The 25991-nt window shown below is 32.8% G+C and carries 23 protein-coding genes and 1 tRNA gene; 20 read left to right on the top strand and 4 right to left on the bottom strand.

What is annotated here, in order from left to right; genetic code table 11:
- The first annotated feature begins 14 nt into the window (after window positions 1-14).
- Together DM397_RS10020 and DM397_RS10025 are read left to right on the top strand one after the other, a co-directional pair.
- The gene (locus tag DM397_RS10020; RefSeq protein ID WP_111377394.1) at window positions 15-1028 is read left to right on the top strand and encodes a 2-hydroxyacid dehydrogenase; all 1014 of its coding nucleotides are present in this window, start codon (window positions 15-17) and stop codon (window positions 1026-1028) included.
- 27 nt (window positions 1029-1055) lie between these two features.
- Complete coding sequence (locus tag DM397_RS10025; protein ID WP_111377395.1) at window positions 1056-1652, top strand: hypothetical protein; 597 nt, start codon at window positions 1056-1058, stop codon at window positions 1650-1652.
- 66 nt (window positions 1653-1718) lie between these two features.
- Here DM397_RS10025 and DM397_RS24100 read toward each other — a convergent pair whose 3' ends face one another.
- The gene (locus DM397_RS24100; RefSeq protein WP_260677870.1) at window positions 1719-1853 is read right to left on the bottom strand and encodes a hypothetical protein; all 135 of its coding nucleotides are present in this window, start codon (window positions 1851-1853) and stop codon (window positions 1719-1721) included.
- 92 nt (window positions 1854-1945) lie between these two features.
- Complete coding sequence (gene lysS, locus DM397_RS10030; RefSeq protein ID WP_111377396.1) at window positions 1946-3649, bottom strand: lysine--tRNA ligase; 1704 nt, start codon at window positions 3647-3649, stop codon at window positions 1946-1948.
- A gap of 294 nt (window positions 3650-3943) precedes the next feature.
- On the opposite strand from lysS, the gene DM397_RS10035 reads away from it, so the two are divergent.
- The 5 genes from DM397_RS10035 (at window position 3944) to DM397_RS10055 (ending at window position 8206) form a co-directional block, all read left to right on the top strand.
- Entirely contained in the window at window positions 3944-4669 is a 726-nt protein-coding gene (locus tag DM397_RS10035) for a hypothetical protein (RefSeq protein WP_111377397.1), read from the top strand.
- Window positions 4670-4727: 58 nt separating this feature from the next.
- On the top strand, window positions 4728-5531 hold the full coding sequence (locus tag DM397_RS10040) for a hypothetical protein (protein ID WP_142479108.1): 804 nt from the start codon (window positions 4728-4730) through the stop codon (window positions 5529-5531).
- A gap of 66 nt (window positions 5532-5597) precedes the next feature.
- Window positions 5598-6350 carry a hypothetical protein gene (locus DM397_RS10045; RefSeq protein WP_111377399.1) on the top strand — a complete coding sequence of 251 codons (753 nt, stop codon included), beginning with the start codon at window positions 5598-5600 and terminating at the stop codon, window positions 6348-6350.
- A 5-nt stretch (window positions 6351-6355) separates the two neighbouring features.
- Window positions 6356-7054 (top strand): lipoyl(octanoyl) transferase LipB, encoded by a 699-nt coding sequence (gene lipB / locus DM397_RS10050; protein WP_111377400.1) that lies wholly within the window; start codon window positions 6356-6358, stop codon window positions 7052-7054.
- Between the two features lie 300 nt (window positions 7055-7354).
- A complete protein-coding gene (locus tag DM397_RS10055) occupies window positions 7355-8206 on the top strand; it encodes a nuclear transport factor 2 family protein (protein ID WP_111377401.1) in 852 nt (283 codons plus the stop codon).
- A gap of 33 nt (window positions 8207-8239) precedes the next feature.
- Here DM397_RS10055 and DM397_RS10060 read toward each other — a convergent pair whose 3' ends face one another.
- Window positions 8240-8902, bottom strand: coding sequence for a ribonuclease HII (locus DM397_RS10060; protein WP_111377402.1), 663 nt, complete (start codon window positions 8900-8902; stop codon window positions 8240-8242).
- 640 nt (window positions 8903-9542) lie between these two features.
- Between DM397_RS10060 and DM397_RS10065 the strand changes: the two genes are divergently transcribed.
- The 7 genes from DM397_RS10065 to DM397_RS10095 all read left to right on the top strand — a co-directional run bounded on the left by DM397_RS10065 (window position 9543) and on the right by DM397_RS10095 (window position 20200).
- Entirely contained in the window at window positions 9543-12827 is a 3285-nt protein-coding gene (locus DM397_RS10065; protein WP_111377403.1) for a SusC/RagA family TonB-linked outer membrane protein, read from the top strand.
- A gap of 3 nt (window positions 12828-12830) precedes the next feature.
- Window positions 12831-14345, top strand: a complete 1515-nt coding sequence (locus DM397_RS10070; RefSeq protein ID WP_239457834.1) for a SusD/RagB family nutrient-binding outer membrane lipoprotein — start codon at window positions 12831-12833, stop codon at window positions 14343-14345.
- Window positions 14346-14595: 250 nt separating this feature from the next.
- Window positions 14596-16581, top strand: coding sequence for a putative porin (locus DM397_RS10075; RefSeq protein ID WP_111377405.1), 1986 nt, complete (start codon window positions 14596-14598; stop codon window positions 16579-16581).
- Between the two features lie 48 nt (window positions 16582-16629).
- A complete protein-coding gene (locus tag DM397_RS10080) occupies window positions 16630-17991 on the top strand; it encodes a pyridoxal-phosphate dependent enzyme (RefSeq protein WP_111377406.1) in 1362 nt (453 codons plus the stop codon).
- A 78-nt stretch (window positions 17992-18069) separates the two neighbouring features.
- Window positions 18070-18552 (top strand): 3'-5' exonuclease, encoded by a 483-nt coding sequence (locus tag DM397_RS10085; protein WP_111377407.1) that lies wholly within the window; start codon window positions 18070-18072, stop codon window positions 18550-18552.
- A gap of 76 nt (window positions 18553-18628) precedes the next feature.
- The gene (locus DM397_RS10090) at window positions 18629-19900 is read left to right on the top strand and encodes a DUF2851 family protein (RefSeq protein WP_111377408.1); all 1272 of its coding nucleotides are present in this window, start codon (window positions 18629-18631) and stop codon (window positions 19898-19900) included.
- A 72-nt stretch (window positions 19901-19972) separates the two neighbouring features.
- The gene (locus tag DM397_RS10095) at window positions 19973-20200 is read left to right on the top strand and encodes a PspC domain-containing protein (protein ID WP_111377409.1); all 228 of its coding nucleotides are present in this window, start codon (window positions 19973-19975) and stop codon (window positions 20198-20200) included.
- Between the two features lie 51 nt (window positions 20201-20251).
- On the opposite strand, the gene DM397_RS10100 is transcribed toward DM397_RS10095, so the two are convergent.
- Window positions 20252-21724, bottom strand: coding sequence for an APC family permease (locus DM397_RS10100; protein ID WP_111377410.1), 1473 nt, complete (start codon window positions 21722-21724; stop codon window positions 20252-20254).
- Window positions 21725-22050: 326 nt separating this feature from the next.
- Here DM397_RS10100 and DM397_RS10105 point away from each other — a divergent pair, with 326 nt between their 5' ends.
- The 6 genes from DM397_RS10105 (at window position 22051) to DM397_RS10130 (ending at window position 25866) form a co-directional block, all read left to right on the top strand.
- Window positions 22051-22875: a helix-hairpin-helix domain-containing protein gene (locus tag DM397_RS10105; RefSeq protein ID WP_317048803.1), complete on the top strand. Its 825-nt coding sequence runs from the start codon at window positions 22051-22053 to the stop codon at window positions 22873-22875.
- A gap of 13 nt (window positions 22876-22888) precedes the next feature.
- A complete protein-coding gene (locus DM397_RS10110) occupies window positions 22889-24031 on the top strand; it encodes an acyl-CoA dehydrogenase family protein (protein ID WP_111377412.1) in 1143 nt (380 codons plus the stop codon).
- 157 nt (window positions 24032-24188) lie between these two features.
- Entirely contained in the window at window positions 24189-24383 is a 195-nt protein-coding gene (gene rpsU / locus DM397_RS10115) for a 30S ribosomal protein S21 (RefSeq protein WP_026730435.1), read from the top strand.
- A gap of 90 nt (window positions 24384-24473) precedes the next feature.
- Entirely contained in the window at window positions 24474-25367 is an 894-nt protein-coding gene (locus DM397_RS10120; protein WP_111377413.1) for a tyrosine-type recombinase/integrase, read from the top strand.
- Window positions 25368-25399: 32 nt separating this feature from the next.
- Window positions 25400-25702, top strand: a complete 303-nt coding sequence (gene hpf, locus DM397_RS10125; RefSeq protein WP_008466930.1) for a ribosome hibernation-promoting factor, HPF/YfiA family — start codon at window positions 25400-25402, stop codon at window positions 25700-25702.
- A 90-nt stretch (window positions 25703-25792) separates the two neighbouring features.
- A tRNA-Thr gene (locus tag DM397_RS10130) sits at window positions 25793-25866 on the top strand.
- Window positions 25867-25991 lie beyond the last annotated feature (125 nt).

A 25991-nucleotide genomic window follows, 5' to 3' on the forward strand; every position in this document is an offset into this window, starting at 1 on the left:
TCAAAATCAAATTTATGGAACCAAGTAACAGCAAAATTGCCTTTTTCTCTACTCAGCCTTACGATAAAACGTTTTTTAATAAATACAACGAAGGCTTTGGTTTTCAGTTGAACTTTTTCGAAACACAGTTAAATCCTCAGACAGTAGCTTTAATTGAAGAGTGCGAGATTGTTTGTGTTTTTGTAAATGATATTGTAAATGAAACGGTTATTAATCAATTAGCAGAAAAAAAAGTAAAAATAATTGCTTTACGTTGCGCTGGATTTAATAATGTCGATTTGGAAGCGGCTAAAAAACATGAAATAAAAGTTTGCCGTGTTCCCGCATATTCGCCTCAGGCAGTTGCCGAACACGCCATGGCAATGATTTTGACTTTAAACCGAAAAACACATAAAGCCTACAACAGAGTTCGCGAACAGAATTTTTCATTAAACGGATTATTAGGTTTTGATTTATTCGGGAAAACAATTGGAATTATCGGCACAGGAAATATCGGAAAAGCATTTTCTAAAATTGCATTAGGTTTTGGCTGTAAAGTTTTGGCTTATGATATTGTGGAAAGTGAAGAAATGAAAAAGGACGGCGTTTCTTTTGTAGGTTTAGAAGAGATTTTTAAATCAAGTGATATTATTTCGCTTCATTGTCCGCTAAATGAGCAGACGAAGCATGTTATCAATACTACTTCTATTTCTTTTATGAAAGACAGTGTTATGATTATCAATACAAGCCGTGGCGGATTGATTGAAACTTCTTCTGTAATTGAAGGTTTAAAAGAAGGGAAAATTGGCTATTTAGGAATTGATGTTTATGAACAGGAAGAAAAACTGTTTTTTAGAGATCTTTCTGCAGATATTATACAAGATGATGCGATTCAGCGTTTGATGAGTTTTCCGAATGTTTTGGTAACCGCGCATCAGGCATTTTTTACCAATGAAGCTTTAACGCAGATTGCTTTGGTGACTTTTAACAATATAAAATCATTGCTGACTCGAAATGATATTGAAAATAAATCGGCATTGCTGGTGTAAATTATAACGAATTTAAAATATAGGATTATGAAAAATAAGATTTTAATTCTAATCACAATTCTGACATTGAGTTCTTGTCAGAATAAAGACAATTCGAAAAATATTGTAAAAACAATTGTTCAGGATACATTGTCTAAAACACTTGGTGGAACTGCAGATTTGAGTGAAGTTACTTCAAAAAAAGATAAAGCAGTAGAGTTAATCCGTAAACAGTTATTGGTTTTATTAAAGAATGACATTCCTGCATTGACAAAAGAAGAACGTTATTTTTATTATGATGCTTTTGATTTAAATAACGATCAGAAAAATGAATATTTTGTAGGTTTCTCAAATCCGTATTTCTGCGGAAGCGGAGGCTGTTCGGGTTATATTTTAAAAAATGATGGAAGCGTAATTAATCGTTTCACTGTAGCCGATTTTCCTATTTATGTAACCACTTCATCAACAGAAAAATTTTATGATCTTATATTTGAAAGCGGAGGAAAATTTCATCTTCTAAAAATGAAAAGCGGAAAATATCCATCCAATCCTTCTGTTCAGCAGGTTATAAAAGGTGATGTTCCAAAAGAAAGCACAAAGGTTTTGGATATTCAAGGGGAAAAATTGGAGAAGTATTCGTTTTAAATTTCAATTGAAAGTTAAAACTAAACCCGACAGGTTTTTAAAACCTGTCGGGTTTGTTGTTTAAAATTAAGAGAGCCATTCCAAATTTTGTCTATCTAAATCTTCTTGAGAAATGACTCTGCCATATTTTATATCTTCTTCACTTTGTCTGATGATATCTATTTCTTCTTCATCCAATTGATAAATTTCTTGATTATTCATGGTTAAGTTGTTTTCTGTTTAGGCAATTTAAATAAAAAAGCCCAGCAGATTCAAACCTGCTGGGCTGTATTTATAATAAAATAGGATAATAATTATCCCACCAATTCCACAAATTTAAACTCTCCGTCAACAACGACTTTAGTTAAACCGTGTTTAGATAAGTTTTTCATAGACGCATCCCATTTTTTACCACTTAAGTTAGCTGTAATTTTTAGCTGCGTTAAATCCATTCTATTTTCATTTTTTGTAAGCAAGTCAATGATGAATTTTTCTTCGTCAGAAAGTTCGATTTGAGCTTGTTTTTTCTCCGGACGCATTTGAGGGAACAATAACACTTCTTGAATAGAAGCATTGTTTGTTAAATACATAATCAAACGATCCATTCCAATTCCCATTCCAGAAGTTGGAGGCATACCGTATTCAAGAGCTCTTAAGAAATCTTCATCGATAATTCCGTTTGCTTCATCATCACCTTTTGCTGCCAAACGCATCTGATCTTCAAAACGCTCTCTTTGGTCAATAGGGTCATTAAGTTCAGAATATGCATTTGCGATTTCTTTTCCGCAAACCATTAATTCAAAACGTTCCGTCAAATCTGGATTATCACGGTGCTCTTTACAAAGCGGAGACATTTCTTTTGGATAATCTGTAATGAAAGTTGGCTGAATATAATTTCCTTCGCATTTTGCTCCAAAAATTTCATCAATCAATTTTCCTTTACCCATTGTTTCGTCAACCTCGATTCCCATTCCTCTTGCAGCTTCAAACAATTCTTGCTCTGTTTTTCCAGAAATATCAAAACCTGTAAAATGTTTGATAGAATCGGTCATGGTAACACGAGCATAAGGCGCTTTAAAGTTGATTTTGTGCTCGCCAAAAGTAACTTCGCTAGTTCCGTTAACGGCAATTGCACAATGCTCTAATAAACCTTCAGCAAAGTCCATCATCCAGTTGTAGTCTTTGTAGGCTACATATATTTCCATTGCAGTAAATTCAGGATTATGCGTTCTGTCCATTCCTTCATTACGGAAGTTTCTAGAAAACTCATAAACACCTTCAAATCCACCAACAATTAATCTTTTTAAGTATAACTCATTTGCAATACGCATGTAAAGCGGAATATCAAGCGAGTTGTGGTGTGTAATAAATGGTCTTGCCGAAGCTCCACCAGGAATTGACTGTAAAACTGGGGTATCAACTTCTAGGTATCCTGCAGTATTAAAATACTCTCTCATTGCAGTGAACAATTTAGTTCTCTTAAGGAAAGTTTCTTTAACTTGCGGATTTACAGTTAAATCTACATAACGCATTCTATAACGTAATTCAGCGTCATTGAAAGCATCGTGTACTTTTCCATCTTCGTCAACTTTTGGTAAAGGCAACGGACGCAATGTTTTACTCAAGAAAGTAAAACCAGTTACACGAATACATTTTGCACCAACTTGTGTAGTAAACAATTCACCTTCAATACCAATAAAATCACCTAAATCGGTTAATTTTTTGAATACTTGGTTGTATAAAGTTTTATCATCGCCCTCGCACAAAACATCACGATTCACATACAATTGAATACGTCCTTCGCTGTCTTGTAATTCAGCAAAACAAGCTTTACCTTGATCACGAACACTCATCAAACGTCCTGCAACGATAACCTTCTTACCTTCCTCGAAAGTTTCCTTTATCTGCTTCGAAGTATGATTTACAGGAAAAAGATTAGCTGGATAAGGATTGATTCCCAGATTGCGTAAGTTTTGAAGTTTTTCTCTTCTGATGATTTCTTGTTCTGATAATGCCATTTTGTGCTCTGTTTTTTAAGTGTGCAAAGATAAAGAAAAGAATGTAGATTTTTTAATGCAGTTTTTAGATTTTTTGAAGCAGCAATTTATTGGGTTTCAATCAACTTTAGTCCCGCTATACATTTCAATCTTTCGTGCCGAACCCCGGCACAAAAGGATTTCCATTTCTATCGGGGCTAGATTAGAAGTTTTTGTTTTTCATAAGGTTAAAAAACGAAAAATATTTCTGTAAGAAATCGACTAAAAAAAAACTTTGTATCTTGGCCACTTAAAACCTTATCTTCTTTAAAAAAAATGAAATATTTATCTGTTTTTCTTGTGCTAATTTCTTTTGCAAGCTGTCAAATTACAGAAACAATTACCATAAAATCAGACGGAAGTGGTACTGTAGAAATAGAACAGATTCGAGAAGAAAACAGTTATATGCAAATAGCAGGAGAAGAATATTCTAAAGAAAATGTTTTTCAGGATACAACTTATATCTTTCAAGATTATATCAATAAATACAACGAAAACTTCGTAAAGTATAAAGCAGAAGAGCAGCAGTTATTTCAAAAATATGCTAAAGTAAAAGTGCATTTAAAAAGAAGCTCTTTTGAAAAAGAATATAAAAATGAACTTTCGCTTCATTTTAATAAAGTTTCCGAAATTCCAGATTTATTTAAAACCGAAAATTATGCATCAGACATTCAGCATAATTACGCTTTATCTGCAGAAAATTATTATTATAGAATCACGTATGATTTTGATGGGAAAACTTTTAAACGTTTAGTTTCCATTATAAATGCTGCTGAATTTGAAAAAGCAAAAAGAGAATCAGAACAATTTGTTGCTAAATACGGCGCTTCAAATTTGGTTCAAAATTATACTTTAAAGTATCATTTCCCGATGAAGATAAGATCTGTTTCCAACTCAAAAGCCACTATTGGCTCAGATGGAAAATCTTTAACCTTAGAGCTTCTGATTTCAGATTTTTTGAGAGATCCTGAAATCACGAATCTGGAAGTAGTTTTAGAATAAAAATCTCAAATAATTTTTAAAAGAAGGTATCTTCGCTCAAATAACTTAAACCTCAATTATGAAAAGAATTCTACTTTGCTTTTTTATTGTATTTTGTATTACAAGCTGTACGCTTAAGGAACAGGTGGTCGTGAACGAAGATGGATCTGGAACTTTCTCTTACGGATTTGATATGTCACCAATGTATAAAATGGGAATGAAAAAATCAGATTCGACCAAAGTCAATAAAGTCTTAGATACTACTTTTACTTTCAAAGATGTTCTAGAAAAAATAAAAGACAGCATCTCTAAACTTCCAAATGGAGATAAAGAAAAACTAGAGCTACTTGAAAAAGAAAAAGAGAAACTTGAAATTTTAGAGAATTTTAAAGTAAGCATAAAGGTAAATGACGAAAAAAAGCAATTCGAATATGCTATGGCATTTGATTTTCCTAGTGGAACAGGTTATAAATCTATTGCAACTCCGGCAGAAAGTTTAGAAGGGTTGGCAGCGGCAGACAAAAAGAATTTTGGACTTCTAAGTGCTGCACCCAAACCAGAAGAAAAAGCAACCACGACTATTTTTTATGATGGTAAGGTTTTTATAAAGGCTGTAACGCCTGCTAAAGATGATAAAAAGGCTAAAAAGAAAAAAGAAGCTAAGAAAGAAAAAAGCGATGATCCATTCTCAAAAAAAATGGAAGAAATGATAAAGGAATGTAAGTATATAGCTGAATATCATTTTCCTAAAAAAATCAAAACCATTTCACTAAAGAAAGCAGTAATAACCGAAGATAGAAAAGGTTTTACTTTAGAAGTTCCTTTAGATAACATGCAGGAAAGTAATGTAGATTTTGGTTTCAAAGTAGAGTTTGAGCAATAATTGAAGGTTTTCATTAAAATGCATTTTTAAAAATAGTCTTTGTATCTTTGATAAAAATATACTGCGATGAAATTATATAAATTACTGAGTTTTTCTTTTTTAATAGCGACATTAACAAGCTGTACTTTTACTGAAAACATTTACGTGAATGATAATGGAACCGGAAAATTTTCGGTTGACATGGATGGTTCTGCTTTAATGGAAATGGCTGGAGATCAGATTGCAGGTCAAATGGGCAACGCTAAAAAAGATATTGATACTACTTTTACTTTCAAGCAGCTGTTTGAAGAAAAAAAAGACAGTATTGCGAAGCTATCACCAGAAACTCAGAAAGAGCTTAAAAAGCTAGAAAATTTCGTGGTATCCACCAAAATGAGTTCAGAGAAAAAACAGTTTCTAATGAATTTAGGAACAGATTTTAAAAATGTCAATGAACTGCAGGACATTTTACAGACTTTAAGCACATTCCAAAAATTAGAAGGAGGAGCTAATGCAAGTCCACTTGGAAATGGTTTTGGAGATAACAAAAGTAAATTAAGCTATACTTATGACGGAAAGAAATTTACAAGAAAAGCAGTAATCGATCAGGAGAAACTACAGGCTGCAAAGGCAAAAGATACGGCTGCTGATATGACTAAAATGATGTTTGCTTCGTCTAGTTATATTGTAAATTATCATTTTCCAAAAAAGATTAAGAAAGTCTCTAACCCCAATGCTTTGTTTAGCGACGACCGAAAATCAATTACAATTCAATACTCTTTTACGGATTATATGGAGAATCCCGAGAAGCTTAACTTTGATGTTGAGTTTGAAAAATAATTAAAATGAATAAAAAAATCCAACTTCAGGATCTGGGCAAAAGAGACTATAAATCGACTTGGGAATATCAAGAAGAAATCTTTAAAGATATAGTCGATTTAAAAATAAAGAACAGAAGAGAAGAATTAGATCTGCCAACACCAAATTATTTATTGTTTGTAGAGCATCCGCATGTTTATACTTTAGGAAAAAGCGGTGATCTTGAAAACTTGTTATTAAACGAAAAACAGCTAGAAGCCAAAGGAGCGACTTTTTATAAAATTAATCGTGGAGGTGATATTACGTATCACGGACCAGGACAGATTGTAGGTTATCCGATTTTAGATTTAGAAAATTTCTTTACCGATATTCATAAATACCTTCGTTTGCTGGAAGAGTCTATTATTTTGACTTTGGCAGAATATGGTTTGGAGTCGGGTAGAAGTGAAGGAGAAACAGGTGTTTGGCTTGGTGCTGGAACTCCGTTTGCTCGTAAAATATGTGCAATGGGCGTTCGCGCTTCAAGATGGGTGACCATGCACGGGTTTGCCTTAAACGCAAATGTCGATCTAGGATATTTTGATAATATAATTCCGTGTGGAATTCGCGGAAAAGGCGTTACATCTTTAAATGTAGAACTTGGTGTAGAGAAAGTAGATGAAGAAGAAGTAAAATCTAAAATCATCAAACATTTGACCGAGCTTTTTGAAGCTGAATTTGTTTAAAAACAGTTGCTAATAAAAATTAACCCGTTTCAAGTATTCATTTGAAACGGGTTTTTTATTTTGAGTGATAAATGTTTTTTTAGGTTGTTATTTTGCTTGTGAATGAGGAAACGGAGCTCGTTTTTTAAATAGAAAGCGTTTTTTTCTTAAATTTATATTGAAAAACTGAAAAACCATCTTATAAAAGTTAAGATTTTGAAGGGATGGCAAATTCTAGACTTCTTGTAGTTCTCTTAGCTTTTTATGCTAAATTTGGTTTTGTACTATTAAATTTAAATTTCATTTTATTTCTGATTGCTTATGAGAAAAATCTACTTATTCTGTTTCCTTTTTGCGCTTAATGGTCTTTTTGCACAAAAGAAAGATAAATTATATCCAGTTGCAGTTTATGAAAAAGTGTGGCAGGAAAAGAACAGCGATACCAGATTAAAAATGATTAAATCAATCTGGTTAGAAGACAGTACTTTTGAAGATCCTTCGGCTTCGATAAAAGGAATTGCGGCCTTTAATAATGTAATTAACGAATTTTATAAGAAAAACCCAGATGCTGTATTAACATCAGGACCAAAAATTGTAAAAGACAATTACGTAACGTGGGAATGGAAAGTTCTTGATTCTAAAAACAATCTTGTAATGGCAGGCCGCGATTTTGCACGTCTAAATGGTAAAGGGCAAGTAAGTAAAATTATCGGTTTTTGGGATAAAGGAGCGACTTTGTCTGAAGCTGATGTTTTGAAAAATCTTGAGGCTGATAATTTAAATGTAGTGGCAAAATATTATGAGAGCCTTTTTAAAACAAAAGATTTTGATGCTTTGGCAACTGTAGTGGCAGATGGAGCAGTTTACAATCAGGCCGCTGGATTGCCTTATGGCGGAACTTACACTGGTTTTAGCGAATGGACAAAGATGTTTACAAAATCGACGGAGTTTTTTGATCTTCAGATAGAAAAAGAACCGACTTATTTTAGTGATGTTTCTAAAAATGAAGTAATCATTTATTTTACAATAAACTGTAAATCTAAAAAGTCAGGCAAAACAATGTCAGTTCCGATTTCAGAACATTTTGATTTGAAAGATGGTAAAATTACTGCAGTTAGACCTTTTTATTATGACACAAAAACATTTGCTGAGTTTTTAAAAAGCAAAAAGTAATAAAAACGACCTAGATAATAGGTCGTTTTTTTATTAAAACAAATCGAGTTCTAATTGTTCAGGCAAAAGCCTAAAACTCATTCTGTGATATTTTGTAGTTCCAAATTCTTTAATAGCTTCTCGATGTTCTTTAGTCGGATATCCTTTGTTTTGTTTCCAGTTGTACATTGGATACTCTTCGTGAATTTTGTCCATGTATTCATCACGATACGTTTTTGCTAAAACAGACGCAGCTGCAATGCTTAAATATTTTCCATCACCTTTTATAATACTTTGGTTCGGAATCGATTTTAAAAGCGCAATTTCATCTTGAGAAAACTGTTTTCCGAAAGTGTTTTTAAGTCCGAGTTTGGCATTTAAAGAGCGGTTCCCATCAACAATAATATATTCAGGAACATGCTTTAATTTTAAAATACATTCCTGCATTCCTTTCATTGACGCATTTAGAATATTTATTTCATCAATTTCATCTGGAAACAAATGCGTAACGGCAAAACAAACCGCCTGTTCTTCAATAATAGGTCTTAAAAGCGCTCTTGTTTTTTCGGACAATTGTTTACTGTCATTCAGAATTTTATTTTCAAACTGTTCAGGTAAAATTATAGCAGCAGCAGTAACTGGTCCAGCTAAACACCCTCTTCCGGCTTCATCGGTACCACTTTCTAAAACAAATCCTGAGAAATTTTTTTCAAGCATTTTTTCGAGTTTAAAAAAGCAAATATGGTGCTTTTTTTTCTGAAAATCAGTAATAGGTTCCCAGAGATATTTGCATTTTTTGGAGTGGACATATTGCCATCAAAATTGGCGCAAATTTCATGATTTTTCAGATTGATTAAAAGCTTGTGATCTTCAGTAAAATCAGGTAAAAACTATTGAATTTTATGATTTTTTTTGCAGAATGTTTAATTGTTGATTTTTTAAAATTGATTATAAAATATAAAAATTCAGTTTTATAAGACTTGATTTACAATTTGTTACAATTTGATAATGAAATCTAAATTAAAAATTTGTCAAATGAAACATTTTCAGTGTAGAATGTTTTATTTATTTGGTTTTTATGCGGGATAATACTTACTTCTGTTTTGCTTCTTTACCTCTTTTTTTTGAGGTAATTCTTGCTTTAAATGTTAAATAAATGTTAATATTTTAATTAACAAAATTACAGTATTTTATGTATAAAATTTCATATATCGCTAATTTTGCGTTAATTAATTATTTCAAAATAAACACATGTTAAAATAATATTAAAAAAAAGTTATATAGTATCAATGAATCGCATTGTTGTTTTAAGAAAATATTATGATGTTTGTCGGATACTAATTCAAAATTTTTAAAAATGAAACTAAAGTTAAATGGATTCTTAGTGCTTCTGGTGGCGCTGATTACGCAACTAACCTTTGCGCAAGAAAGAACTGTTTCGGGTGTAGTTTCCGATAATGCAGGATTGCCTCTTCCAGGTGTGAGTGTATTAGTTAAAGGAACTAAAAGCGGAACGCAAACAGATTTTGATGGAAAATTCTCTATCAAAGCAACGTCAAGCGAAGTCTTGATTTTTACTTACATTGGAATGAAAACGCAAGAAGTTGCCGCTAGTTCTACAGCATTAAATGTAAAATTAACTAGTAATACTACAGAATTAGAAAGTGTTGTTGTTACCGCCCTTGGTATTAAGAGAGAGAAAAAAGCTCTTGGATATGCTACTCAGGAAATAAAAGGAGAAGATTTAGCGGGAGGAACAGCAAGCGCAAACTTCCTAAACGATCTTTCTGGGAAATCTGCGGGGGTATATATTAGAAAAAATACAAACTTCGGAGGATCTACAAACGTAGTGTCAAGAGGTGTTAAAAACCTTACTGGAAATAACCAAATGCTTATTGTTATTGATGGTATGCCTATTAACAATACCAACGTAAACTCAAGCCAAGGTTCGCAAACACAAGGAGCTCGTAATACGTATGATTATGGTAATGCTGGTATGGATATTAATTCTGATGATATCGAATCATTAAACATATTGAAAGGTGCTGCTGCATCTGCTTTATATGGGTTTCAAGCTGGTAATGGTGTAATTATGATTACTACTAAAAAAGGAAAAGCTCAAAAAGGTATGGGAGTAACTATATCTAGTGAGTTTGGTGTTGGTTCTGTTGATAAAAAGACTTTTCCTGTTTACCAAAACAAATACGGACAAGGTTATGGACCAACTTACGATGCCAATGGTAATCCAAAAGGAACTCCAGTTGGGCCAACAGGTGCGTTTTTTGTTATAGATAAAAATGGTAACCAAGTGGTAAGTACTACAGACGATGCTTCTTATGGTGTTGCATTTGATCCAAATCTTTCTGTTTATACTTGGGAGTCATATTCTCCATATTCTTCAAAATTTGGACAAAAATCTCCATGGGTAGCAGCTAAAAATGGTCCAATAACATTTTTTCAAACAGCTCAAACCTTCAATAACTCAATCTCTTTTGAAGGTGGTACAGACAAAAACAATTTTGTTATCAATTACAACAACTATAAAGAGACTGGTATTTTACCAAATAGTGAATTGAAGAAAAATAATGCAAGTATTAAATTCAACCACAAATTAACAGATAAATTATCTGTAAGTGTTTTTGCAAATTATTTAGCACAAACTACAATGGGTAGAAATACTACTGGTTACGGTGGTGATAACGTTGCAGGTTTATTCCGTCAATGGTGGGGAACTAACGTAGATATTCAATCTCAGAAAGAAGCTTTTAATAATTCAGGTGGACAAAATATTTCATGGAACATGGCAGATCCTGCTAATGGAAATACAAATCCTAAATATTGGGATAACCCATATTTTACAAGATATAAAAACTACCAAAATGACGAAAGAAACCGTTTCATCGGTTATGGACAGTTTGATTATAAATTTACAGATTGGTTAAACGCTACAGGAAAAGTAAGTACAGATTCTTATTCAGAATTACGTGAAGAGAGAAAAGCGGTAGGATCTTTGGCTGGAACGTTTGGAATTAACCGTTTAGCTGTTGGTTCAGGATACCAAAAATATACAGGTATGTTTTCTGAGCAAAACTATCAGTTTACATTAAACTTTAATAAAAAACTTACTGAAGATTTTTCATTGACAGGTTTAGTTGGGTACAATGCATTAAGAACTAGACGCACCTCTACATTGGCTTCTACAGATGGAGGACTTATTATTCCAGGAATCTATGCATTATCAAATTCGGTAAATCCTTCTCCATTCCCGGTTGAGGTTGAAGATAATTCAGCGGTAAACAGTGTTTATGCATCTGCTTCAGTAGGATTTAGAGATTTCCTTTATGTGGAAGGAACTGTACGAAATGATGCATTCTCGATGTTACCAAAAGGTAATAATGATGTTAATACATACTCTGCTTCTGCGAGTTATGTTTTTACAAAACATATTAATGCGCCATGGTTGACTTTTGGTAAATTTAGAGCGAGTTATGCTGAGAATCCACAAGGAAGTATTGATCCTTATGCATTGCAAGATGTATTCACTAAATTTAATCCATTTGGGTCAAACCAACTTTATTCAAGACCAAACACGGCTAATAACCCAGATTTGCATCCTGTAAAAACCAAATCTCAAGAGCTTGGTTTAGAGATGCAATTCCTAGACAGAAGAGTAGGTTTTGAGGTAAGTGTTTATAAAAGTTTAAGTGAAGATCAAATTTTTCCAGTAGATTATTCTACTGCAACTGGTAACTCTTCTAGGTATATAAACGCAGGATCAGTAGAAAATAAAGGTATTGAGTTGATATTCAATGCGGTTCCTGTTAAAACAAAAGATTTTCAATGGGATTTAGGTGTAAACTGGTCTAAAAATGAGAATACAGTTGTAGCTCTAGCTCCAGGTGTTGATGTTTTAACAATTGGTACATTCCAAGGTGGTGTTAGTATCGTTGGTACAAAAGGACATGCTTATGGTGATATTCTTGGAAAAGATTATATCTACAAAGACGGACAAAGAGTAACTAAAAATGGAGTGTATTTGCAAACTTCAACTGCTACTAATGTAATTGGTAATGTTACTCCAGATTGGATTGGTGGCTTCCGTAATAAATTTACTTACAAACAGGTTTCTTTAGGTTTCTTAATTGATGTTCAAAAAGGAGGAGATATTTTCTCTCTTGATCAATATTACGGACAAAGCTCTGGTTTATATACTACTACAGCAGGAAACAACGAACTTGGAAACCCAGTAAGAAATACATTGGCTAATGGTGGAGGTGTTATTTTACCTGGAGTAAATGAAGATGGTACTCCAAATACTACAAGAACACCAAATCCTGAAGTAGCTGGAAGTATCTATGGTTACAATAATAATCCACAAAAAGCATTTGTTTATGATGCAAGTTATGTGAAATTAAGAGAGGTAAGCATTACGTATAGTTTTCCTAAACAATTTATAGCTAAAGCAGGTTTGAATGATTTACGTCTTTCTTTAGTAGGTTCTAACTTATGGATCATCAGTAAAAATCTTCCAGATGCAGATCCAGAAAGTGGTCTAAGTTCAGGTAACTTATCATCAGGTTATTCAGGAGGTTCACTTCCGACAACAAGAAACATTGGTTGTAACCTAACATTAAAATTTTAAATCATGAAAAAAGTACTTTTATTAATGTCTGTGGTTGGTATGATGGTTTCGTGCAGCCAGGACATTACAGATATGAATGTTGATCCGAAAAGACCAACAACAACCAAAGCGGAATATTTGTTTACAAATGCAGAGAAAAAATTAGTCGATCAAATGGTTAGTACTAGTGTGAATAATAATGTTTTTAGATTATTTGCACAGCAATGGACAGAGACCACTTATCCTGATGAAAGCCAATATAACATTACAAACAGAAAAATTCCTGATACGCACTTTTTGGTTTTGTACAGAGACGTTCTTGCTGATTTTCACGATTCAAGAGTTATGATTGAAGCAACAACTCCTGCAACTCCTGCTGACGAAGCAGTTAAGCAGAATAAATTAGCGCTTATCGATATTTTAGAAGCTTATGCTTACAGTGTATTGGTAGATACTTTTGGAAATGTTCCTTATTCGCAAGCAATTGATATTAACAAATATCCTTTGCCAGCTTATGATGATGCAAAAACAATCTATAAAGATCTTATTAAAAGATTAAATGCAGACGTTGCGATATTAAAAACAAACAGTACAGCTGCTAACTTTGGTGCGGCAGATATTATTTATCAAGGTAACGCTGCAAGTACTGCAAAATGGGCAAAATTTGCTAATTCGTTGATAATTAGAATGGCAGTTAATATGTCTGATATCGATCCGGCTTATGCAACTACACAAGTTCAGGGAGCTCTTGCTTCTGGTGCTTTGGCTGGTAATAATGACAATACAAAATTGACTTATTTGACTACATCAGGAAATCAAAACCCTTTATATGCTGATTTAGTAACTAGCCAGAGATTTGATTTTATTCCTGCTGAGCCTTTTGTTTCTGCTATGGATGCTATTGTTCCTGGCGGAGATCCAAGGATGCCTAAATTTTTTACGAATCTAACTTCTCCAGCTCCAGTTATTCCTGCAGGAAGAACATTTGTTGGTGGAACGTATGGTGCAGGAAACGTTTATACATCTTATTCGCAAATAACGTCAACATTAAACAATCCAGTTTTTCCTGGGACTATCTTTGATTTCGCTGAGTTGAATTTCCTATTAGCAGAAGCTGCAGAGAAAAATTTAATTCCAGGTGGTTCTGCTCAAGCAAAAACATATTATGAAGCGGGTATTAAAGCTTCTATGGCAGACTGGGGAGTGACTGATGCTGCTGCTATTGATGCTTATATTGCAAGTCCAAAAGTAGATTATAGTAATCCTTTAAGTGGTGCAACATATAAAGAAAAAATTGGTACTCAAGCATGGTTTGCTCTTTACAACAGAGGATACGAGGCATGGACTTCTTACAGAAGATTAGATTTCCCTGTATTAAAAGCGCCTCAAGCAGCTATAAACAAGCTTATTTTTACTGTACCAGTTAGATATACCTATCCAGCTGCAGAAGCAAATATTAACAAAGCAAATTATACTAAAGCTTCTGCTGATATTGGTGGAGATTTATTAAATACTAAATTGTTCTGGGATAAGTTCTAATCTTTAGAATATAATATACATCAATTAAGTTGATGATTCAAAGTAAATTATACCCATTTTGGGAATAAGGAAAATAAATATTTTGATTTTTTTTTGGGAGCCCCGTATACTTTTGTATACGGGGTTTTCGTTTTCAAAAGACCAGAACATTTCTAGCCTCATATTATATATTATGTTTTTTCGTTTATACGTTTTTATCTTACCTTTGCTTCGCAAATTTTGTCAAAATAAATTTATATAAAGCCATCAAATGAGAATATTCATTTTTCTATATCTATTAGTTGTTCCAACTTTATTGTTTTCGCAAGAAAAAAAAACTGCTCCTAAAAATAATTTAGATATGAATACGGAATATTCAAGCATAACGGATACCGTAAAAAAGAAAAAACAGAAAATAGCGACGATAGATCAGTATAGAATTGTGACATTAGAACATGATACCATTTATGCAGATACTTCGCTGACTATTAAAAGTGCTTATAGACAAAATCATCTTAGAAAAGATCTTTTTGGATTTCAGGAGTTATCTAATATTGGACAGCCATTAAATACACTGCAATATAGCTTGACGAGTTTTTCTCCTTATCCAGAAATTGGTTTTAATGGGAAGCATTCTCTTTATATGCAGGCAGATCAAATTAGATATTATTCTGTTGCAACACCTTTTACAGAATTGTTTTTTAATACCACTATAAAAAAAGGACAGAATGTAGATTCTTTTATTACATTAAATGCTTCTAAAAATCTTAATTTTTCTATTGCTTACAAAGGGTTAAGATCTGAAGGAGATTATAATAACCAATTGGTTAGTGCTGGAAATTTAAGAATTACAACCAGTTATGCTACAACCAATAAACGCTACGCAATAAACGTTCATTTTACGAATCAGGATATATTGAATGAGGAAAATGGAGGTATTACAAACGATGCGGATTTTGAAAGTGATAATAAAGATTATAAAAACCGACAAAGATTGCAGGTTTATTTGACCGATGCAGAATCATTTTTAAAAGGGCGAAGATTGTTTTTTGATCATGCTTTTAGAGTAAACCCAACTGATGGAAGTAATAATTTGTACATAACGCATCAGTTTAATTATGAATATAAAGATTATGAATATAAACAACCAACTGTAATCTCAACTATAACGGCCAACGATGGATCTACTAAGCGTATACAGCGATTTGGAGAATCTTACGTGGCAGGTAGTATTAATGATCAGACTAAATATGAAAGACTATATAATAAGGTAGGGGCGGCCTATGAGAATTCTCTATTAGGTAAGTTTATATTTTTTATAGACGATTATAGATCCAATTATAAATACAATAGAATTATTGTTAATGCTGACGGAAGTGCAGTTCCAGACAATTTGTTTTTGCAGTTTAATAATTTCGGTGCTCAGTATGAATATCAGAAAAATAAATGGAATGGTCGATTTTTATATTCAAGATCAATAACCAATGAATCGCTTTCAGATTTGGATGCTAAATTGCGATACGATATGAGCGAAAAAATCAAATTTGATTTCAGATATCGCAACATTAATAAACTGCCAAATAACAATTATAATTTATATCAAAGTAGCTGGATTTCGTACAATTGGTCGAATAATTTTAAAAACGAAAAAATCAATTCGTTAAGTGCAGAAATTACAACTCCTTGGTTAACAGGGCAAGTTCAGTATACAGTACTAAAAGACCATTTGTATTTTACTGATATGGCTACGGATGCTGAAAAAGCTGTAAGTGCGCAGATTGTTAAGCCAATGCAGTATGGAAATGCCATTAATTATTTAGAAATAAAAGCGAGCCGAGAATTTAAATTTGGGCCTTTTGCTCTAGATAATACACTTTTATATCAGAAAGTAGATCAGTCTGATTTAATTTTAAATGTACCTGATTTTGTAACTAGAAATACATTCTATTATTCAAATCATTTCTTTAAAAAAGCATTGTTTATGCAAACAGGGCTTGTGTTTAATTATATGACAAAATATTACGGAGATGATTATAACCCTGTAATTGCAGAATTTTTTGTACAGCAGGATAAAAAAATCGGTGGTTTTGCAACATTCGATTTCTTTGTAAATGCCAGAATACGCCAGACTCGTTTTTATTTAAAAGCGGAACATTTTAATGCTTTATTTTCACAAAGCAACTATTATGCGGCGCCTCATAATCCGTATCGTGATTTTGTGTTGCGTTTTGGTCTGGTTTGGAATTTCTTCCAATAAAAACTGGCTTATTTTTTATTTAGAACCACTAATAAAACTTAAATAAAAATGGACTTTTCAAATAACATTTTAGAAACAATTGGTAATACACCATTGGTAAAACTCAACAAAATTGTTGCTGAAATTGATGCGTTAGTATTGGCAAAAGTCGAAACCTTTAATCCTGGTAATTCTGTAAAAGACAGAATGGCTGTAAAAATGATTGAAGATGCAGAGGCAGATGGCCGACTTAAACCTGGAGGAACTATCATTGAAGGAACTTCTGGAAATACGGGAATGGGACTTGCACTTGTGGCAATCGTAAAAGGATACAAATTAATTTGTGTAATCTCAGACAAACAGTCAAAAGAGAAAATGGATATTCTTCGTGCTGTTGGAGCAAAAGTTGTTGTTTGCCCTACAGATGTTGAACCTACAGATTCACGTTCTTATTATTCTGTTTCAAAACGTCTGGCAGAAGAAACTCCAAATTCTTGGTATGTAAATCAGTATGATAATATGTCAAATTCGTTGGCACATTATGAACAAACAGGACCAGAAATATGGAAACAGACAGACGGAAAAATTACACACTTTGTTGTGGGAGTTGGAACAGGAGGAACTATTTCTGGAGTTGGAAAATACTTGAAAGAGCAAAACCCAAATATCAAAATCTGGGGGATCGATACTTATGGTTCAGTTTTCAAAAAATACCATGAAACAGGAATCTTCGACGAAAACGAAATTTACTCGTACATAACAGAAGGTATCGGAGAAGATATTTTGCCTAAGAATGTTGATTTTTCTTTAATTGATGGTTTTACAAAAGTAACCGATAAAGATGCTGCAGTCTATACTAGAAAGATTGCTCTTGAAGAAGGTATTTTTGTTGGAAACTCTGCAGGGGCTTGTATAAAAGGTTTGTTACAGCTAAAAGAGCATTTTAAACCAGAAGATGTTGTTGTGGTATTATTTCACGATTCTGGAAGCCGATATGTAGGTAAAATGTTCAATGATGATTGGATGCGCGAACGCGGATTCCTGGAAGAAAACGTAACAAAAGCAGAAGACGTTATCAAAGATCATATTGATAAAGAATTGATTGTAGTACGTACAGAAGAATTGGTTTCGCACGCAATTGAGCGTATGCGTAAATATAAAATTTCGCAGATTCCGGTTGTCGATATCAATGGCTTTGTTGGTTCTGTAGACGAAACAGATTTATTTAGAAGCTATGTAGCTGATAAAAACGTTGCCGAAAAACCAATTAAAGACGTGATGGGGAAACCTTTCCCGATTGTAAAATTAGGAACGCCAATTGAAGAAGTTTCAAAACTTTTCAGCAAAGAAAACGATGCTGTTTTGGTAGATTTAGGAAACGGACACCATCATATTATTACTAAATATGATATTATTGGCTCAATAAAATAAGCCTTTACAAATATTAATAATCCATAAACCTAATTGTTTTACGATAAGGTTTATGGATTTGTCTTTTAAAAACAGAATATGAATTTTACTGCTATTGATTTTGAAACTGCAACGGGATATCATCCCTGTTCAGTTGGTATAGTTACAGTTGAGAATGGAATTATCGTAGACGAATATGTCTCTTTAATTAAGCCACCAAATAACGAGTACAATCCGTTTACGATTCGTGTTCATGGAATTTATCCAAAAGATACTGTCAATGCAAAATCGTTCTTTCAGATATATCCTGAGATAGAAAGAAGGCTAAAAAATAGAGTTGTTGTAGCACATAATGAAAGCTTTGATCGGAATGTTTTAATGAAAACAATGTTGCTTCATGGTTTAAATTATGATGATTTGAATATCGCCACAAAATGGGAATGCACAGTTAAAATCTACAAAGCAAAAGGCATTAAGCCTACAAAACTAAGCGATTGTTGTCGCGAAATGAAAATTCAGCTCAATCACCATCAAGCATTGTCAGATGCAAGAGCTTGCGCTAAATTATATATGCTTCGCTAAAATAATCTTGATAATTTGTAAGAATAATATTAAATTTATTTACTTTTAGATTTTGTAACATACTATAAAATCTAAAATGAAAGAAGACTTCCTTCATTATCTTTGGAAATTCAAGAAATTCGACAGTTTGAATTTAGAATCTTCTCAAGGTGAGCCAATTACTGTTCTTAAAACGGGCGATTATTTAGAACTTGCTGGGCCTGATTTTTTTAATGCCTATATAGAAATCGGAAATCAAAAGTGGGCAGGTAATGTAGAGATCCATTTAAAATCCTCAGATTGGTATTTGCATAACCATGAAAAAGATCCTGCTTATAAAAATGTCATTCTTCATGTAGTATGGGAGAATGATACCGCTATTTTTAGAGAAGACAATACAGAAATACCTGTTTTAGTTTTGAAAGATTATATTTCAAAAGAAATAATTGAAAGCTACAATGCATTGATTTCTCCGAAAACTTGGGTTTCTTGCGAAAGACAATTAAAAGAAATTGATAGATTTGTTTTTAAAAATTGGCAGGAAAGACTGTTTTTTGAGCGCTTAGAGCGAAAATCCAAATTTATTTATCAATTATTGGAAGAAACTAATCAAGATTGGGAAGCGGTCTTATTTTGTCTTCTAGCGAAGAATTTTGGGTTAAATACAAATGGAAATTCCTTTTTGCAGATATCAAAGGCAATTCCGTTTTCGGTGATTAGAAAAGAAAGTTTTGAAGTCGAAAATCTTGAAGCATTGCTTTTTGGAACTTCAGGATTATTAGAAATAGAGAAAGAAGATGTTTATTATAAAGATTTAAAGTTTCGCTACTTCTATTTGCTGCATAAATATCAAATGGAAAATACTTATGTAGATCCTCTTCAGTTTTTTAAACTCCGTCCAGATAATTTCCCTACAATTAGGCTTTCTCAGTTGGTATCGTTATATCATAAACATCAGAACTTATTTTCAAAAGTAATTGATTTAAAATCTGTTAACGAAGGATATCGCTTACTAAATGTTTCTGCAAGTCCATATTGGCAAAACCATTATCAATTTGATAAAGAAAGCCCAAAGAAAGCTAAAATGCTTTCTAAGTCATTTATAGATTTATTGATTATCAATACTATAATTCCGCTTCAATTTGCTTATTCAAACATAAGAGGCGAATCAATTGCCGAAGATTTAATTGATTTTATAAATGAAGTTGCTTCTGAGAAAAATACCATCATTGATAAGTTTAATTCATTCGGAATAAAATCTCAATCTGCATTTGAAAGTCAGTCATTGCTAGAGCTCAAAAATGAATATTGCGAGCGTAAAGCATGTTTAAAATGTGCTCTTGGTTTGGAATTGCTTAAAAATAATTAGATAATTTGTACTTTTGTAATCCTGAGTAGTCAGGAATCTAAAACTCTCAAGTCTTAAATCTAAAATATAGAGATGTCAGCAATTTTAAAACTTAAATTCTTTTTTGAAAAATATGGTTTTCATGTTTCTTCAAGACTAGCAGATAAACTCGGAATGCGCGTAACAAGCGTTCGATTGTTTTTTATCTATATTTCTTTTGTTACAGCGGGTCTAGGATTTGGGATATATTTAACCCTTGCTTTCTGGATTAGATTGAAAGATCTGATTCGTTCAAAAAGAACATCAGTATTTGATTTATAAAAAAAGCTCCAAATTTTAGTTTGGAGCTTTTTTTATGACTAGAATTGAAAATTATTCAACATCCGCATCTGTATTATTAAGTCTAGATCTTTTCTTGCTATATCCAAAGTATACAATGATACCAAGAATAAGCCATCCGAAAGATAATAACTGTGCATCTTTACTTAAATTGAAGATCAAATAAGAATTGATTGCAATTCCTAATACCGCAATAACCGGTAAAGCAGGAACTTTAAATGTTCTGGTTAATCCTGGTTGTTTTACTCTTAAAATCCAAACAGCAATACAAACCATTGTAAAGGCAAACAAAGTACCAAAACTTGTCATATCGGCCAATTTGTTGATTGGTGTAAAAGCAGCAACAGTTGCGATAATAGCTCCAAGAATCATTAAGTTAGTTTTCGGAGTTCCAGAAATAGGATTTACTTTAGAGAAAACTTGTGGAATTAAACCATCTTTAGACATTCCAAGGAAAATTCTAGATTGTCCCATGATCATTACCATTAATACTGAAATCAAACCTATAGTTGCTGCAACAGTAATAATAGAGCCAGCCCAGCCTTGTCCTGCAATATCAAATGCATAAGCAACAGGAGCTTTGATAGCTTCAGGATATTTCCCTAGTGGATTAAAGTCTTGGTAATTCATCATTCCTGTTAATACTAAAGAAACAAGAATATATAAAGTAGTACAGATTAATAAAGAAGCAATGATGGCAAAAGGGACGTCTTTTTTAGGATTAATAGCTTCTCCAGCTTGTGTAGAAACGGCATCAAAACCAACATAGGCAAAGAAAATTGCTGCAGCTCCAGAGATAATACCTCCAATTCCGTAAGCATTGTGAGTAGTTTCTTTTTCAATGATCTGAGTTGCTTCAGGAATAAATGGGCTCCAGTTTGCTGTATTAATGAAGAAAAGACCAGCAACAATTACGAAAATAACTGCAGATACTTTAAGGATTACAATAGCGTTATTCGCTTTAGCAGCACTTTTTGTTCCTTTAATAAGCAATGAAATAACTAAAATAACGATCAAGAAAGCAGGAAGATTCATAGAAAAACCTTCTCCTGTGTAGCTTGCAGGATCTGTAGTTAACCAATCTGGAAGGTGAATGTGAAATATTTTGAGCAATTTATTAAAGTACCCGGACCAGGAAACTGCTACGGTCATCGATCCCATTGCATATTCGAGAATTAGTCCCCATCCAATAATCCAGGCAAAAACTTCTCCAATCGTACCGTAAGCATATGCGTAAGCAGATCCTTCAACAGGCAAGATAGAAGCAAATTCAGAATAGCAAAGAGCCGCAAAAACACACGCAATACCTGCGATGATAAACGAAATTGCTAATGCTGGACCTGCATGATAATAAGCCCCAGTACCTGTAAGTACAAAAATTCCACCGCCGATAATGGCACCAACACCAATGGCAGTAAGACTCCATTTACCTAGGACTCTCTTTAAATCACTCTTTTTCATATCGGCCTCAAAGGCTGATATAGGTTTAACTCTCCAAATTGACATATAATTTTATTGGTTTATTTGTTATTAAGTGCCAAATGTATTGTTTTTTGTAAAAAATAAAAACAATTATCATGTTTTAAGTTATAAAATCTTTGATTTTTTTACAGTACTCGTAAGAAACATTCTTCAAGTATTGATATTCATTAAATTAATTAGGCTTTTGTAAAAGATTCGATAATTTTTTAAAAGTTACTTTTCTTACTATTTTTCTTAATAAATTTGAAAGATTTTTCTTAATTTAATTTTAAAAAGCACTTTCGGCGATGAATTTTAAATTTTCAAACCAATATTTTCATTTTACAAGACAACAGCGAATAGGCATTTTTATGCTCTTTATTATAATGATCGGACTGCAGGTGTTTTATTTGTTTGCCGATTTTAATATATCAGAAACCAATAGCGCAGAAAAAGAAGAATGGCTTGCTTTGCAATCAGAAATCGACCAGGAAAACTTAATCAATAAAAAAGCAAAACCAATTAGCTATCTTTTCAATCCTAATTTTATTTCTGATTATAAAGGATACAAACTTGGAATGTCTGTTCAAGAAATCGATCGTTTATTGGCATTTCGAAAAGAGAATAAATATGTAAACTCAGCAGAAGAATTTCAAAAAGTTACAGGTATTTCTGATTCGCTATTAAATAAAATTTCTCCTTTGTTTAAATTTCCAGATTGGAAACAGAATAAAAATAATTATAGCATTGAGAAAAAAGATTTTAGTATAAAAAGTTTTCCAAAAAAAGAAAGGGTTGAAATATTAGATATCAATCAGGCTACTAAAGAAGATTTAATGAAAATCTACGGAATAGGAGAAGGGCTTTCAACTAGAATATTAAACCAGAAAGAAATCCTAGGTTCATTTGTGTCAATGGAGCAGATGAAAGATATTTGGGGACTTTCGCCTGAAGTGATAAATGAGCTGAATAGTCATTTTAAGGTTGTGATTCCTTCAACTTTGAAGAAAATAAATGTAAATGAGGCGTCACTAAAGGAGCTTGCTCAGTTTTCTTACTTTAAATATGGGCTTGCAAAACAAATTGTAACGTATAGAAGTATGAACGGAAATTTTAAGAATATTGAGGATTTAGCAAAAATTAAAGATTTTCCTGTTGAAAAAGCAAAAATAATTAGTTTATATTTGGAGTTCTAAAAGAAACTAACTCATGAACTTTGATTACAACGAAACACAATTAATGATTGCGCAGTCTATAAAAGACTTTGCAGAAAAAAATATTAGACCTTATATAATGGAGTGGGATGAGGCTCAAATTTTCCCAATACAATTATTTAAGCAACTTGGCGAAATGGGCTTCATGGGAGTTTTGGTTCCAGAAGAATATGGAGGTTCAGGTTTAGGTTATCATGAGTATATTACAGTAATTGAGGAAATCTCAAAAGTAGATCCTTCAATTGGATTGTCAGTCGCAGCACACAATTCTTTATGTACAAATCATATCTTAACTTTCGGAAACGAAGAACAAAAGAAAAAATGGTTGCCCAAATTGGCTACAGCAGAACATATTGGAGCATGGGGATTAACAGAACATAATACAGGTTCTGATGCTGGCGGAATGAATACAACTGCAGTAAAGGATGGTGATCATTGGATTGTAAATGGTGCGAAAAATTTTATTACACACGGTATATCTGGAGATGTTGCTGTTGTAATTGTTCGTACTGGAGAAAAAGGTGATTCTAAAGGAATGACGGCTTTTGTGTTTGAAAAGGGCATGAAAGGTTTTTCATCTGGCAAAAAAGAAAATAAATTAGGAATGAGGGCAAGTGAAACTGCCGAATTGGTTTTTGACAGCTGTCGTGTTCCTGATGCAAATAGATTAGGAGAAGTTGGTGAAGGTTTTGTTCAGGCTATGAAAATTCTTGATGGAGGAAGAATCTCTATCGGAGCTCTATCTTTAGGAATTGCAAAAGGAGCGTATGAAGCAGCGTTGAAATATTCAAAAGAAAGGCATCAGTTTGGACAGCCTATTAGTAATTTTCAAGGAATCTCTTTTAAGTTGGCAGATATGGCAACAGAAATTGAAGCTTCAGAATTACTTTTGCATAAAGCGGCCTATTTAAAACAAGAGCATAAACCTGTAACAACACTAGGTGCAATGGCAAAAATGTATGCGTCAGAAGCATGTGTGAAAATTGCAAATGATGCAGTTCAGATTCATGGCGGTTACGGTTATACTAAAGATTTTCCAGTAGAAAAGTTCTACAGAGATTCTAAATTATGTACTATAGGCGAAGGGACAACTGAAATTCAAAAATTGGTTATTTCTAGAAATTTGCTTAAAGAATAAAGAATAAAGAATAAAGAATAAAGAATAAAGAATATAAGGTCTATTCTCTATATTCTCTGCTCTTTCCTCTTTTTGAAAAAATAATTCATAATTTATAATTCATAATTCATAATTAATATATACATTTGCAGCCTTAACGAGAGGAGGTGTCTATATTATGTTAATTATACCAATTAAAGACGGAGAAAATATCGATAGAGCATTAAAGCGCTATAAAAGAAAATTTGATAAAACAGGAACTGTTCGTCAATTAAGAGCACGTACTGCTTTTATTAAGCCTTCTGTTATCAAAAGAGCTCAAATCCAAAAAGCGGCTTACATTCAAGGCTTGAAAGATAGTTTAGAAAGTTAATATCAGCTTTTAGAAAATAATTACCGTTAGTGGTCAAAATGTTTTAATTTTGACACTAACGGTTTTTTTTGTGCTTAATTTTTAGATTTTATGAAAACGAATAAAGAAGCTTTTTCGGATTATCTTTTATTAGAGAAAAAATACTCTTCGCATACTGTTGGCGCTTACTTGAATGATATAACGGCTTTTGAGTCTTTTGTGAAGGAGTCTTTTGATCAAGAAAGTATTGATTTGGTGAATTATAGTCAAGTAAGAAGTTGGATTGTTTTTTTGGTGGATCGGGATATTTCGAATGTTTCGATTAATAGAAAGATGGCTTCTTTGAAAGCTTTTTATAGGTTTCTTTTAAAGTCAAAACAGATTGAAGTTAATCCGATGTTGAAGCATAAATCTTTGAAAACGCCCAAAGTGGTTCAGGTTCCTTTTTCGGAAAAAGAATTGAAAGATTTACTGGATGTGATGGAGGTTCCAGTTGGTTTTGAAGAAGTTCGAGATAAGCTTATTGTGGAGATGTTTTATGTTACAGGAATGCGTCGGGCGGAGTTAATTCATTTAATGATTAAAAATGTTGATCGTTCTGGTGGTGTGATTAAAGTTTTAGGAAAAAGAAATAAGGAGCGTATTATTCCTATTCTGCCAATTATTGCTGATCAAATTGATTTGTATATAGAGGAAAGGGATGGTTTGGAAAGTTTGGTTGATTCGGACTATTTTTTTGTTTCGAAAAAAGGGTTAAAATTGAGCGAATCTTTTGTTTATCGTTTAATAAATTCATACTTTAGTAGGGTCTCAGAAAAGGTAAAAAAAAGTCCGCATGTGCTTCGTCATACTTTTGCAACACATCTTTTAAATAATGGGGCAGATTTGAATTCAGTTAAAGAATTGCTAGGGCATTCTAGTTTGGCGTCTACACAAGTTTATACTCATAATAGTCTTGCGGAGCTTAAGAAAGTGTATAAAGGTGCGCATCCGAGAAGTAAATAGCGGTTCAAAATGTTAATCCTAAAATTTTTATTATGAAGGTAGATGTTCATGCAGTTAATTTTACTGTCGACAGAAAATTGGTCGATTTTATCCAAGAAAGAATGGGTAAGCTAGAGAAATACTACGATCGTGTGGTTTCATCAGATGTTTTTTTAAAAGTGGAAAGAACAAGTGATAAAGAGAATAAGGTGGTGGAGATAAAGATTAATGTTCCTGGTGATGATTTTTTGGTAAAAAAACAGTGTAAAACATTTGAAGAAGCCGTTGAGCTTTCTGCAGAGTCGTTAGAACGTTTGCTTGTAAAAAGGAAGGAAAAAATTAGAGCGCACATTTAATTGAAATTTTTTTTAAAAAATGTTTTGATTAAAAGATAAAATAGCTACATTTGCAGTCCGTTAGAAATAGCGGACTTTTTTAATGTATTCGCCGATGTAGCTCAGCTGGCTAGAGCAGCTGATTTGTAATCAGCAGGTCGTGGGTTCGAGTCCCTCTATCGGCTCAGGAAATTTCAAATGCGATTTGAAATTGGTTCTTTAAAATAATGGAATTTTAAAATTAGGGGAGATACTCAAGCGGCCAACGAGGGCAGACTGTAAATCTGCTGTGTGAACTTCGCAGGTTCGA

This window comes from Flavobacterium nitrogenifigens (assembly GCF_003254565.1).
GTDB classification, from domain to species: domain Bacteria; phylum Bacteroidota; class Bacteroidia; order Flavobacteriales; family Flavobacteriaceae; genus Flavobacterium; species Flavobacterium nitrogenifigens.